This is a genomic window from Legionella dresdenensis (assembly GCF_042649825.1).
Lineage (GTDB): Bacteria > Pseudomonadota > Gammaproteobacteria > Legionellales > Legionellaceae > Legionella_C > Legionella_C dresdenensis.
This window is the reverse complement of sequence record NZ_JBHSAB010000019.1, coordinates 43,900-56,540: the sequence shown is the minus strand read 5'-3', so window position 1 is coordinate 56,540 and position 12,641 is coordinate 43,900. Positions and strand designations below refer to the sequence as shown.

The window sequence follows — 12,641 nt, the reverse complement described above, 5'->3', positions numbered from 1 at the left end:
TGAATATTTGGAAGAGACAATCCAGCATTGGAAACATATTTCTCCCATTATTCATGATCCTCAAAATGATGATAAATAATATTATGGCAATTAATTGTTATCTGATAAGCTTTGGAAATCTGTATTGAACAGAGAAATATTAATGTCATCGCCAAATTATTGGGTATATATTTTACTTTGCGAAAATAATACCTATTACACCGGCTATACCAACAATTTGGAAAAACGCTATCGCTCACATGTTGATGGTACAGGTAAGTGCAAATATACGCGTAGTTTTAAACCGATAAAAATTGCACAAGCCTGGGAAATCCCGGAAGGTAAGATAACTGCTCTGAAAGTAGAGCGTTATATTAAAGGATTATCTCGATGTGAAAAAGAAAAAATAATAGCCGATCCGTTTCTTCTTCGTAGCATCGATGTAGCGCAAGGGTAATTATGGAATTAACTTGAGCATTATGTTATAATATTGCTTTATTGGTGTATAATTTGGGAGTTACTATGCTAAGCATTGATTTTAAATTACCTGAGACTGAGAATCATAACGGCAATAGTTTAAAAAGCGGCCGTGCACAATTTTCCTGTAGCATTAGGTTAATAGACAAGGAAAGAGATCAAGCTTTACAAGAATTTTTAATTGAACAATTCCAATGCGAAGTTCGTAACCCCGCAGCAGAATTTAATGATTCAGATGATTTAAGCGATGAAGAAAAAGCGCTGCTAACTACTACACCTGATACGTTATGGTTTGATGAGGAAAAATCAGCCAGGTTACTTAAAGCGATCATGCAAGCACCCGTCATTGAGCCTGGCAAGGAGGCATTGATGGGTTCTCAAAAAATAGTTTTAAATGGCCATCAGCTTAATTTATTATTAATGCACAGCACTATTCAGTTTGGTGAGCCGAGCACAACAGATTATAACGCATCCCATAAAGAGAGCATTATCCCTTCTGTTAAAAATATTTATCAAATTATCCCTGCCTTTATTGAGATTCTGGCTGTTGGCGATAATTTAACCAATAGAAGAGAGCTTAATGATTTTGTAAACGAATTAGTTGAACTAACGGACGAACGCAGAAGGTTGATTACATTAGTTACCAGTTTAATTAATAACATTGAAGCAGGTAATAAAGGCCGTAAAACCTCTGGTTCAGGCTCAGAAAAAGTTAAATCATTACACAATCTTCTTGATACGCTTAAAGATCAGAGTAACCAGATCAATAAAGATGATTACTTAAATCAGATTGAGAAAATCTGCAAACAAAAACGTCATCAGCTTCATTGGTGGGCGGCCCCGCATAGTGTGATTGAATATAATAATTTGGTTGAAGCCTTGCATCTTAAGGATTCCATCATCACTACAAATTCATATTCATCATAATGAACTCCGGCCTTGATTAAGCTTGTGCTGTATCAAGGCTACGATTACCTTATCCCATCTCTCGCATCAATAAATTTACTAATTCGCCCGCTGCTATATTTCTACATAGTGTCGATGACTGCCCTGCCCACAAGGACATGAATTCAATATTATCAATTTCTTTTGCTTTTTTCCGCATTGAGCCTGTTAAGGAATTTTGTACTGGATAATCAAGAATCAGGGCATTCATTTCCTGCATGCGTTCAGTAAATTGGTTTCTCACTTAATTTTGTAGGTTCCATTTTATGCAATTGAAGGTTGGATTAATTGAACATAGCAGTTGTGCCATCAAAATGAAACTTTGATCACAATGCGTAATCAAGGTTTATCAAAGGAATGTTGGGCTGCACGTCGTTTAGCCCAACCTATGCTTAATTAAATCAGTGTAAGTTGCGCTGTAAAGTCCAACACTCTGTTGCGCCTGATAGCTTAATAGGTATATTGCCTGGGCGCTCTCCCGGCTGACTCAATAAGTTTTATTTTCTTATTCTTAGAACTATTATCAATTTGTTCAAGCTGAACATTGAATCGCCAGCAATCACCGAAATCAAATAAAAACTCTAATGAATCACCTATAAAAATATCTATATCACCAATTTTTACTTCGTTGGGGGAGGCTGTTATCCAAAAATATTTATCGCCACTCTCGATAGTTTGTAAAGAGCCAAATTTATCCGTATAGGTAAATTGATACAGATGGTCTTCGTCAAATTTAAATACATGTAATATAAAACTGGCTAAAACATCCAATGTTTCTATACCTGGGATGCTGATCCTGCGCCATACATCTTTAGAAAGAGATACCTTAAAAAAGTGCATACCTTCTTCTGTTACCTTTTTTGGCGGTCTAAAAAGGGACTGCCATTGAGGAGCCATAGAACTTAGTTCTTGATAAAACTGCTTTGCAGATTTATCATCGTTTGATTCCCTATGTATACAAAAATCTGATTCATCTTCCAATCTCTTAAATTTATTCAACAGATTCGCCCAGGATTTCCCATAATTATTTACAGTGATGTTAGAAATCAGCCATGATTCGGTGTGTTGTTCATTATCAGTAATATCAATGAAACCAAACATTTCCATTAGAGCAATACTGTATGGTGGGGTAGCGTAAAATTCCCATTTTTGCTGGTTAGTGTTTTTAATCTTCCACTCTTGCTCCAAGCGTATCTTTAAAAAATAGCAAACAGTATCCAATATACTTGGAAAACTGGATTTTTTCCCTTTAGAGATTAGACGTTCGTCACAATAAAACAGCCAGGCTTGCATTAAATTAAGGTATTGTTCTATTTCGGTCAGGTTATTCCATACCGCTATCACCTCATTGTTAGCCGTCAAAAATCGGCTGTTTTTAATTTGTTCTATATGGATAAGGCCAAGATTTCTTGTTAATAAGTAAAGCGCATTAATATGAGGGTAAGATAGTTGCTGCTCCCGCTTCAGTGTTAACTTTAATGGATGACTCATATTTGAGTTGATTATAGGCAAACAATGATTTGGTAATAACCCTTTTTTACCAGTGGTCTTAAATCTATTTTCCTGCATAAAATGTAAAAAATAATTTAGATCCTTTAAGATAGTACCTGGTAAATTACCTGAATTGAAAAAATTTTTAAGACTCATACTGTTAGTATTTAAATTTATTGGCGTCCATTATAACAAAAAAATCATAATAATGTAATGAATCGGAGTTACGAGGCTTCTCTAGGCCGTTCGTCAATCAAATCCATTACCGGGGTTTTATATAAACAATTTCAACAATATAAATCGAGCAAAAATCGACAATATTAGTTGATATCGAGATTTTTTTATTATTTATTTCTGCCGTTAACTCTTGTTCATTAAGAAAAGTTAAATAATATAAAGAAGATTTATCGCCTTTAATAAAGCATAATGTTTGATTGAATTGATTTAAATCCTGTGTATTTGCTTCTCGAGTTAATAATATTGTGTTGGCAGGAATAAAGGGCGCATACTCATCGGTCGTAATATTAATGGGCAGTAATTGAGTTATTTTCTGCCTGATTACTTCCAAATCACTTGTTGTCTGGCCAATAAGTTCTTTTCTTGAGTTATCAATAGTTATATTACACGGATTATTTTGAGCCAAAAAAAGATTAACATCGCATATTATGCCCTCAAGATTTAATTTATGGATCAGCCTTTCAGCTATTTTAGGCCCAATTTTCATTCGTTCACTTTCAATGGATTTTAATGTTCCTGAGCGAACAATACCATCCTCACAAAAAGTCTGTTGATTTTGCTTAAGAAGTTTCTGTCTTATGTATTTTACTCGCTGAGCAGGGGACAGACCACTTAATACATTTGAGATTTCATTAGTATTCATATGCGATAAATTGACTTGTAGTAGGATTATATTGCCAAAATGTTATAGAGTAATTATCCTGCATAATTGCCATGTCGCCATTTTCATTAAGCGTTAAAAAGCAAAGCGGATTACTATTCTCTAATAGCGTTTTTCTATTTTGAATATACAGGCTAGATTCCAGATTACCTGTTTTGCCAAAAATATCAATGGGATCAATAGGGTATTTCATCTTTAGGCTATCAATATGTTTTGACAAATACAGGTAAAGATTATGAATGGCATCGGTATCCTTCTTGTCCACAAACAAATCGATATTGTGATTATTATGTAATTTTATTGCGGTATGATCCGGAACATTGCTTGTGAGCATACAAATAAAAGATGTTGGAAAATACTCCCTGATCGTTGCGCTCAGATCTATACCTGTTACATCCTCACCGCGAAGCTCCTGATCCAGAACCAGGATGCCCGGTAATACGGATAAATCCTTTAATGTTTTAATAATTTCGGTTTTATTAATGGGATTGGCATAAAAAGAGCCTAATATTTCAGTAGGTGTTTCTGGCAAATAACAGTTTTCCTCAATATAGGAAATGAAGTCATAGCTCTTTGAAAACGCCTCAACTTTGACCTCTGCCTGAAATTTTTCATTTAAATAATAATGAACGACATCTAACAATGAACGATCATCGTCTAATAAAACAATTTTAGGTTTTGTATAGGCTAACACATCTATCTCTTAGAAAAGCAGGTTTGTAGAAATTAAAGTCAATTCTACACTAAATTAAAATAAATAACAAAAAAATGGATATATAAGTGTAAATACACTATTGACTTTAAATAAAGTGTAATTATAATTCGCTCCATAAAGTTGTTACGGAGTAGTTTTTGAAGTAACAATTTTATTTAGGATTAAATAAAATGGATTACAAGTTCAACATTAGGAAAAGAAAATATTTTGACAGGGAAATAAATATTTTCTCGCAGGGAAAAAAGCAGTTAGCTTCGCAAATAAGGGAAAAATGTTTATAAGTTTGGAAGCTTATAATACAAGTTCAAACTCGCATTTTTTAAAATTAATAAGAAGGAGTGTAAAGGTAAGTTCAACAAAAAAGCCTCTAAGGAATTGACGGTGGTTCTATAATGGGAGCCACCTCATTATAAAAATTATCTTGAATAAATTTATTTAAAACCTCACAGAAATAGAGGTTTTCTTCAATATGAGGATAGTGTGAGGATTTATAAAATGTAATAATTTTTGAATTTAATTCCTCACTAGACTGATGACCATTCATAATAAAATCATGAAAACCATTTATCCATAATTTAGGAATGCCAAGCTTATCAATTTCTACTGGAAAATTTGATATATTGGAATAAAGTTCTTTTCTTACATTCATAAATACATTGTTATTAATGGGTAAATTTATTTTTTTCTGAACATCTTTAACTATGTTGTAGTATTTCAAATTTGACCAATAAAAAAAGTCTCTTTCGCTATTTTTTTGAAATAATGGTGCAAGATCTTCTGTAATTTCCCATAGCTTATCCAAATCAAATTCTTCCAGTTTATCATAAATTCTTTCATATGCGTTCGGATGATTTTTCTTTAAGTATGTCAGGTCAAGCATTAAATTATTTAATCTGGGCGTAAGTATTGTTCTACTGGTTGAGAGAAAAACCCCGGGAATTTGCGGCGAAAATTTTTTATAACTATCGTACAACAGCTTGGCGCCATAACTATGGCCCACTAATATACCTATTTGCAGATTACACGTATATGTTATAAATGATATTATTTCTTCCAGATCTGTTACATTATCCTGATGCAGTACAAGATCGGAGGTTTTTTTCGACCTTCCACAATTTCGCTGATCATACAGAATAATATTGTAATTAAAGGTTTCGAAAAGCTTATGATGCTCTATTAAATATTCTAATATCCCACAATGAAATCCTGGTCCACCGTGAATAAAAAGGATGCCAGGCCTAGCTAAATCCTTAATGAATGCAACGAGATAAAAGTCTGGATGCTTTAATACTTGTTTATTATAATTACTCATTAATGAGAATCCAACAGAACCTCAAGCCGCACTCTACCGAAGATTATTAATTATAGTTCGGAACGTTAAATTAATTCGGGGCGTGCACTCTCTTTTTGTTGGCGGCAAACGGTGAAGCCAGTGGCTCTGAGTTGAATCCTTCATCACTAATAAGCTGCCATGCTGAAGTATTGTTGAAACAATTTCTTTTGTATTTTTATGTTTAAATGAAAACTTACGCTCGGCACCAAAACTAAGTGAGCCTATCGCCCCATTTTTCTTCAAATCTTTTTCAGCATCACTATGCCATGCCATCCCTTCGTTGCCATCATGATAGAGATTAAGAAGGCATGAGTTATAAGTTTCTCCGCATTCCTTTTCCACCACACTTTTTAGTTCTTTGAGAATAGGGATCCAGGGTTCGGCTGTTTTAGTTATTTTTGAATAGGTATAGGAAAAAGGGTGCTCGGCATACCATGCAACTTTACGTTTCGTAATTATTTTTTTTCCATAAATAATTGCTTCATCATTTTTCCATTGAATGTCTTGCATTAAGGCATTGTAAAAATCATCAGCCATGAGTCGGGACATAATAGCTCCATAATAATGCACTGTGCCGTCATAAGGGAGTATATTATGCAGGGTCTTTTCTGCGCGTTTATGGTTGGTTTGCTTTAGCGTTGTCATTTGCTTTAACTCCTGGCTCGACCTTACTGTTGCTAATAATTTTGCCACTTAAATAATCAAAACTTTTGTTCCAGGATTAGCTTTTACCCAATTAGCTACATACTCAATATAATTATTTTTGCCAACAGCAATGCACCCACGTGTAGAATAGGGTAAGTTGTTTAACCAGCCAAACAAACCCGATGATTGCGTTGGTCCATGGATTCCGACATCTCTCCCTGTATACCCGGCAGCTAATTGTTTCGTAGTCGGATAGAGAATTGGTATAAAGACATCAAATTGACTGGATTTTCTCGGATAAGCTAGCCCATATAAACCAATTGGGGTTTTATTATCACCAGCTCTTTTTTTACCGACGCCATTATATCCCAGAGCTATTTTAAAAGTTTTAATAACAGTGCCGGATTTACAAATATTTAAAATTCGTTGGGTAGTGTCTACATTAATACCGCTTGGTAAAGAGCAGGCCGCTCCATTAGCAAATAAACTAACCGGAAAAAAAATAAAAATTAATAATTGAATTGTCTTTATTTTCATATATATAGCAAAATATTGATAAAATTGGCTTACAATTATTCCATAATATTGTATTTATTTATAGAGCTAGCTTATACACCAACAAGATTTACCAAGCGTGTTTTAGCATAGTCAGGGGGTAAGTTTAAGTAAGCCAATAAATTTATGCTATAGTTAATATAAGTGTAATTATAGTATTAAATATGCTTATACCCTCACAAAATAGCTCTCTTATGACGCACGGTTCTGCGGATGCTTCTCATTTAAGCGAGCCCACTAATGTTTTATTAGAGGTTGTTCAAAACTTATCATCAGCTTCAGATCTTGAAACGATAATGTTTATTGTTCGGAAAGCGGCTCGACGGTTAACAAACGCGGATGGCGCTACTTTTGTGTTAAGGGATAAAGAGAATTGTTATTACGCTGATGAGGATGCTATTGGTCCCTTATGGAAGGGAAAACGTTTTCCAATGGCGATGTGTATCAGCGGCTGGGTCATGCTCCATGGCGAATCGGTTGTCATTGAAGACATTTATTCCGATTCCAGAGTTCCTGCTGATGCTTACCGGCCTACTTTTGTAAAAAGTTTAGCTATGGTTCCAATTAGAAAAAACTCTCCAATAGGCGCTATCGGCACTTATTGGGCGGAAAATTATCATCCTACTGAACAGCAACTTAAATTTCTCTAGGCTTTAGCCGATAGTACTTCGTTAGCAATTAAGAATCTTGATTTATATTCAGAAATCGATCAAGGCCAGCAGAAAACGTCCGCACAAATTGAAATTACTAAAAAATTAACCGAGGCAAATCAAACGCTGGAATCTGCTTTACAAGCCCTAAATGCCCGTAATCATGAAATGCTGCTATTAAAAGAGCTAAGTTCTTCATTACAAACCTGTTTGTATATTGAAGAAGCGTATCAATTGATTCGTCAGTATACTGAGCAATTATTGCCTGGTGTCGGGGGTGTGCTCTACCTCATGCATCCATCCCGAAACTATTTAGAGGCAATGAGTACCTGGGGAGCTCTTCAATCTATTGAGAAAATAATCAAACCTGATGAGTGCTTTGCGTTAAGACGAGGAACTGTTTATAAAGTTTTTGGTTCTAATAGAGGTTTAATTTGTCACCATAAGTCCAAAGAGAACTGTCGGCCTTATATTTGCATGCCTCTGTATGCTCAAAGCGATATTCTTGGATTGCTCTATTTAGAGTTAGAAAACGACAATCCTGAACTATTAGAGTCGAAAAACGATCTCCTTTATGAAATGATTTCTGAGCAAATTGCACTTGGTCTATCCAATATCAGACTTCGAGAAGCCCTAAGCATACAATCATTTCGCGACGCGCTTACCGGATTATATAATCGCCGTTATTTAGGAGAGACATTAGAAAGGGAGTTAAGCCGCTGTGCACGCAATTCAGCTTCTTTGGCGCTATTAATGATTGATATCGATCATTTTAAATCATTTAACGATCGATTCGGTCATGAAGCAGGTGATATGGTTCTCCAGGCATTTGCTAATACCTTGAAAAATTTTATACGTAAAGCTGATATTGCCTGTCGTTATGGCGGAGAAGAATTTATCGTGATATTGCCTGAAATCGAGTTAGACGCGATAGAACGGCGTACTAATGAGCTTCATAAAGCAGTTAGTGAAATTCATGTTCGTTATGGAGGAAATGCATTGCCGACAATTACTATTTCAATTGGAGTGGTAATTTATCCTCAACATGGGAAAACTATAAATGAACTTATAAATGGCAGTGATTTAGCGCTTTACGAGGCTAAAAATACCGGCCGAAATAAAACAGTTGTTTATACCCCGCCTAACGATTAAAAGCGTAGATGCAGATCAATTAATAAAGCAACCATGAGACACCATTTTAAATGGCTGGTTAATCCATTCCCTGGCTATGATTCAGTTAACTGTTGATTGGCTAATTGCAATGTCCTTGGCTGTAACTGATATGCCTTGTCCTTTTCATGGCAAGTTAAAATAAGCCCGCATTGCTTTGCTTTATCTTTAAGACTGTTGAGCAGAACCAATTGCGAATGTTGATCCAGGCCATTCAGCGGCTCATCTAAAATGATAAAATCAGGGGTTCCCATTAGCGCTGTCGCTAAAATAAATTTCTTTTTAGTACCAAGCGACATCGCTGAAATTTTAGTATTCAAGTGTTGGTTTAATTGAAAATTGGTAATAATGGTTTCGATTTCATGGTTATTGCTTACCCGGGCTTTACCAATCCAGTTAATAAACTCAAGGCCCGTTAAAAAAGGATAGATCTCAAGGTCATCGGGAACATAATGGATATTCCTGGCCATTATATTCTGCGCGTTTACTGCCAAGCTATCATTAAGCATTACAGTGCCTGAATCAGGACATTCCAAGCCCGCTAAAAGACGCAAAAGTGTGGATTTGCCTGCCCCATTACTGCCAATGATATGATAAATATCTTTCGTAAATTGATAAGTAACCATGTGCAAAATTTGATTATGTCCGTAATTTTTGCAGACATTGGTTAAGCCTATATTACTGTTCAAAAATACCTCCTAATATCCAATATTGAGCGATTCCCCATGCCACGCAATTGATTAACGAAGCCAATAAACAAAAGCGAAGAGAATATTTATATAAACTTCTATTGATAGCGAGTGGGATGAAGCTAGTGAGAAAAACCATAAAAATGACCATAAACAGATTGGTTTGGTCTAGAGCTAAATAGATTAGAAACGGTAACGCAGAAATCATCAAAAGAGCAAAAGTCAGGATGATTTCTTTGGTATGCTTAAACTGATTTTGGTAGGGGAATAGGGTATGAAATAACTGATACTGATTTTCCGCTTGTTGAAAAACTGAGAACAATGTGGATAGGGTATAGGTATTTAACCCTGAAAGAGTGATAAAAAATCCTGACTTATCCCGGCTAAAATGCTCTACTGCGGTTAAGTAGATTAAAAAAGGGCTAATCAGTCCCGAGGTCAGTATTCTGGTAAGGAATATTCTTTTATGCTGCTTATACACTGCATATTGGATGATAAAATTACGTTTTAATGAATTACTCGATTGCTTTTTATATTGCTTTTTAGCCAATTGCACTGTTTTGGTAATTTTATCTGCAGGTTCCGTTTTCCAAAAAAGCATGACGCTAAACAAACTTGAAAGAACTGCGCCTGCAAAATGGATTAAAGTCATTGCTGATGAGGAAATAAACGCAATAGCCATTAAATTGAGAAGCAGCAGTAGCATGTTTTTTCTATTGCCGTATAAATTGTTTAGTAATAAGACTAAGTAATTAGCGATAAACGAGGCATATAAACAGGAAAGGGAAAGCCCCATCCAAGCATTGGTTGATGCAGTGTAGATAAAACCCGCTCCTAAAGCAATCGGAAGCCAAATTAAATTAATGGACAGCGCTAATACGATAAAATCGATTTTTTTATGGACGTCAATTGCGATATCAAAACTTGTTAAATAATCTCTTAATGGACCACCTTTAATAAAATTGGCTTGAGCATTGGTTAGCATCATTGAAACAACCAGGATGCTTCCTATATAGAACAATTTTAAGGGTATCGATGTTGTCGAATCTACAATGGCAAAAAAAGGCACGCCAATTTTAGGAAGATTCTCAATTCCTGGTACTAATAAACAAATAATAAAAGCCAATAATAATTTGTGTCTGGTTAAATAATCAGATGTTTTATTAACATAATTTTTTATTCGGTATTTACAGAATAAGTGGTTGAACTTATTAGATAATGCGTTTTCTAACATATTGCCTCTGGAACATCACTCGATAATGCCTTAACGATTATACAGAATTAATGAGTGCCTGCTAAGTCATGGTAACGGTTACATTTATACTATGGTATTAATCCAATTAAACGCATAGGTGCTTCAGTCCCTTGTTTGATTTTCAGTGGGAAGGCCATGATGAAACTGCCAGTGGACGGTAATTGCTCGCTATTTACAATGTTCTCCACGATGTATCGTCCCGAACCTAATAAGATGCGATGCACAGGATAACCATCATCTGGCCTGTCTGGCGATAAGGTATCTATGCCTAACCCTACAATGTTGCGTGATACCAGCATGGTGGCTGCTTCTGCGGAGACAGAGGGAAAATTAAGGTTGTTACGATATTGAGTCGGATCACTCCAAAAGCGTGACCAGCCTGTTTGGATGATGACAAATGAATCAGACTGAATGAGGCCATGCGTTTTTTCAAAATCAGCGATATCCTGGGGTGTCACGCTGTAGAGTTCATGCGCCTTTGGCGTTACATCAATAACCACGCATGAAGCAGCCAATTGCTCCAGTGGAATTTGATCTATAGATATCCCCTCAGGACAGCAATGCGAGGGGGCATCCATATGCGTACCCATTCCTGCTGGCAGGGTAATATGTTGCACGCGAAATGAGGCTGCGCTGGTACAATCTGCATAATCCAATACTATTGATGACGAAAAACCACAGTTTTCTTCCCAGGAAGCGCTGGTTTCATCTAATGTATGGGTTAATTCAATAAGGTGATAGGGAAATTTCATTTTATTATAATTCCTTATCAAGTCTCTTTCATTGCATTGAAATGATTATATAACCTTGCAAGTATTTCACTATGTAGCCAACCCCCAGCTTTTTTTAATTCCCAAAGCGCTGCTTCTGGAAACTTAAAGAAAATTTCTATTCTTTTTATGGTGTTTGCATCATGACTTGTACCCGCCTCTATACGTGCCAGTGTGGCGATGTTAATATCCAGGATCTTGGCCCTCTCAAAAATGCCAACTCCTATTAGCACTTTTAGTGAATTAATTATTTGGTTCGTTATCTAAAGCTGCATTATTAGGCTCTAATATCCACTCGTGATTTTCATCAGGAACAAACAATGTGGTTGTTGTGTACCAATATGAGGTTTGCACTAGCCACCCATGTGGTACTGGCATGCGGCACATTAACGCATCTTTAAAAGATGCGTTTATTTTTTCCCAAGGGGCAGAGCAAGTATTTGCGTAGTTAATAGCAGGCAGCAGGGCTAAAGCGAGAATAAATTTTTTCATAGTAAATCCCTATGCTCATAAGAAGCGTCAATTAAAAAGCACATAGTGCAAATTGTATAGCAATTGTCACTATACCTTTTTATTAGACAATTTCATAGGGATTCTATCAAGTAACGATTTAAATAATTTTCCTTTTTCTGAGCGGTGATGCAATTGAAACAAATCCAGCTCCGGTCCTATTGGAATAGCTGTATCTGAGGATGTAACAATAAACGCAAGATTTCTTCCATGTCCCATACTTTGCAATAAATATGCTTAAGTATAGTTTTAATATCATTTGATATTAATTAAATCTTAATATCAATTGATATTAAAATAATCATGATATCATTTGATATTAAAATGGTGTGATATTTAATAATGCTTTGCCTTGGAAAATTATTTGTGTTCGTATTCAACAAAGGGGGCCTGGCTCTCTATGAAATTCGCCATCTTTTATATGCCTGTTTTATGTTGACATGGCTTTTTATATGAGCATAATAGCGCTTATAAAATCATTACTGCATTATTTTGAAATGCACGTGGATAGCTGTTTAGTAGTGTTAGAAAAATAATAATAGTGTTGAGGATATTAATG

Annotated in this window: 15 protein-coding genes; 4 read left to right on the top strand and 11 right to left on the bottom strand. The window is 35.5% G+C overall.

The window, feature by feature from the left end; genetic code table 11:
- Positions 1–142 precede the first annotated feature (142 nt).
- Positions 143–436 carry a GIY-YIG nuclease family protein gene (locus tag ACFORL_RS08220; protein ID WP_382342918.1) on the top strand — a complete coding sequence of 98 codons (294 nt, stop codon included), beginning with the start codon at positions 143–145 and terminating at the stop codon, positions 434–436.
- Positions 437–501: 65 nt separating this feature from the next.
- On the top strand, positions 502–1,383 hold the full coding sequence (locus tag ACFORL_RS08215) for a hypothetical protein (protein WP_382342917.1): 882 nt from the start codon (positions 502–504) through the stop codon (positions 1,381–1,383).
- A 49-nt stretch (positions 1,384–1,432) separates the two neighbouring features.
- On the opposite strand, the gene ACFORL_RS08210 is transcribed toward ACFORL_RS08215, so the two are convergent.
- From ACFORL_RS08210 to ACFORL_RS08180, 7 genes are all read right to left on the bottom strand, one after another.
- A complete protein-coding gene (locus ACFORL_RS08210; RefSeq protein WP_382342915.1) occupies positions 1,433–1,645 on the bottom strand; it encodes a nitronate monooxygenase in 213 nt (70 codons plus the stop codon).
- Between the two features lie 206 nt (positions 1,646–1,851).
- Positions 1,852–3,048, bottom strand: coding sequence for an IS1096 element passenger TnpR family protein (locus ACFORL_RS08205; protein WP_382342914.1), 1,197 nt, complete (start codon positions 3,046–3,048; stop codon positions 1,852–1,854).
- A 106-nt stretch (positions 3,049–3,154) separates the two neighbouring features.
- Complete coding sequence (locus tag ACFORL_RS08200) at positions 3,155–3,772, bottom strand: hypothetical protein (protein ID WP_382342912.1); 618 nt, start codon at positions 3,770–3,772, stop codon at positions 3,155–3,157.
- Positions 3,762–4,484: a hypothetical protein gene (locus ACFORL_RS08195; RefSeq protein ID WP_382342910.1), complete on the bottom strand. Its 723-nt coding sequence runs from the start codon at positions 4,482–4,484 to the stop codon at positions 3,762–3,764. The genes ACFORL_RS08200 and ACFORL_RS08195 overlap by 11 nt, the downstream gene beginning before the upstream one ends.
- 388 nt (positions 4,485–4,872) lie before the next feature.
- The gene (locus tag ACFORL_RS08190) at positions 4,873–5,817 is read right to left on the bottom strand and encodes an alpha/beta fold hydrolase (protein WP_382342908.1); all 945 of its coding nucleotides are present in this window, start codon (positions 5,815–5,817) and stop codon (positions 4,873–4,875) included.
- A 33-nt stretch (positions 5,818–5,850) separates the two neighbouring features.
- A complete protein-coding gene (locus ACFORL_RS08185; protein WP_382342906.1) occupies positions 5,851–6,483 on the bottom strand; it encodes an alpha-ketoglutarate-dependent dioxygenase AlkB family protein in 633 nt (210 codons plus the stop codon).
- 48 nt (positions 6,484–6,531) lie between these two features.
- Positions 6,532–7,020 carry a L,D-transpeptidase family protein gene (locus ACFORL_RS08180; RefSeq protein WP_382342904.1) on the bottom strand — a complete coding sequence of 163 codons (489 nt, stop codon included), beginning with the start codon at positions 7,018–7,020 and terminating at the stop codon, positions 6,532–6,534.
- Positions 7,021–7,232: 212 nt separating this feature from the next.
- Between ACFORL_RS08180 and ACFORL_RS08175 the strand changes: the two genes are divergently transcribed.
- Together ACFORL_RS08175 and ACFORL_RS08170 are read left to right on the top strand one after the other, a co-directional pair.
- Positions 7,233–7,688, top strand: coding sequence for a GAF domain-containing protein (locus tag ACFORL_RS08175; protein WP_382342902.1), 456 nt, complete (start codon positions 7,233–7,235; stop codon positions 7,686–7,688).
- Positions 7,689–7,856: 168 nt separating this feature from the next.
- Positions 7,857–8,840, top strand: a complete 984-nt coding sequence (locus ACFORL_RS08170; protein ID WP_382342899.1) for a sensor domain-containing diguanylate cyclase — start codon at positions 7,857–7,859, stop codon at positions 8,838–8,840.
- Positions 8,841–8,914: 74 nt separating this feature from the next.
- On the opposite strand, the gene ACFORL_RS08165 is transcribed toward ACFORL_RS08170, so the two are convergent.
- The 4 genes from ACFORL_RS08165 to ACFORL_RS08150 form a co-directional block, all read right to left on the bottom strand.
- Positions 8,915–9,547, bottom strand: coding sequence for an ATP-binding cassette domain-containing protein (locus ACFORL_RS08165; RefSeq protein WP_382342897.1), 633 nt, complete (start codon positions 9,545–9,547; stop codon positions 8,915–8,917).
- Positions 9,537–10,781 (bottom strand): hypothetical protein, encoded by a 1,245-nt coding sequence (locus tag ACFORL_RS08160; protein WP_382342895.1) that lies wholly within the window; start codon positions 10,779–10,781, stop codon positions 9,537–9,539. Before ACFORL_RS08160 ends, ACFORL_RS08165 begins: the two co-directional genes overlap by 11 nt.
- Before the next feature lie 89 nt (positions 10,782–10,870).
- The gene (locus ACFORL_RS08155) at positions 10,871–11,554 is read right to left on the bottom strand and encodes a cyclase family protein (RefSeq protein ID WP_382342893.1); all 684 of its coding nucleotides are present in this window, start codon (positions 11,552–11,554) and stop codon (positions 10,871–10,873) included.
- 261 nt (positions 11,555–11,815) lie between these two features.
- Entirely contained in the window at positions 11,816–12,064 is a 249-nt protein-coding gene (locus ACFORL_RS08150; RefSeq protein ID WP_382342891.1) for a hypothetical protein, read from the bottom strand.
- Positions 12,065–12,641: the final 577 nt, after the last annotated feature.